The organism is Parendozoicomonas verongulae (assembly GCF_009711465.1).
Lineage (GTDB): Bacteria > Pseudomonadota > Gammaproteobacteria > Pseudomonadales > Endozoicomonadaceae > Sansalvadorimonas > Sansalvadorimonas verongulae.
In genome coordinates this window covers 1-497 of the sequence record NZ_SMME01000430.1, presented here as the reverse complement: position 1 = coordinate 497, position 497 = coordinate 1, and the positions used below count along the sequence as shown (strand labels likewise).

Sequence of the window (497 nt, the reverse complement as noted above, 5' to 3'; positions counted from 1 at the left end):
TCTCCGGTTTACACTGCTGTCCGGCCAAACGATGTCCCCCTTTACGCGCCACTTCCACTGCGGAATTCACCAGAGCTTAAATCTGTACAACTTCAGGCACACAAAATCCGAGACAACCTTTATGTTGTGGAAATAGAACCCGCTCAAGCCTGGAATACACCTTTCTGGGAAAAATGTCGGGAGTTAGAAAGTGTGTGGTTAAAAAAAGCTGATCAAATTCTGTATGTCACATTCCCACATTACAGTAAGGAGATATCAATGGGATTGGAGCTGGCCGGAACTCTGAGTGCCTATGGAGGGCATTTCTGCCCTGTAGCCAAGTGTTTACAAGACCTGAATAGAGTTTCTTTAAAAGAGAATTGTGTGATTATCACTGTTCCTTCCGAGCCAACCTTTGCCAATAAACCCAGACTATTGACAGAATTTTGGAATGCTATGCTGCCATCCATGGAGCTAACCTTTATTAAATTGGATAGTCCTGACTGGGAAAACGATAT

1 protein-coding gene is annotated in these 497 nt (G+C 43.9%); it reads left to right on the top strand.

Going from position 1 to position 497, the window contains the following annotated elements:
- Positions 1–126: 126 nt before the first annotated feature.
- A partial coding sequence (locus E1189_RS00905) for a hypothetical protein (RefSeq protein WP_155158242.1) occupies positions 127–497 on the top strand: 371 nt, incomplete at its 3' end.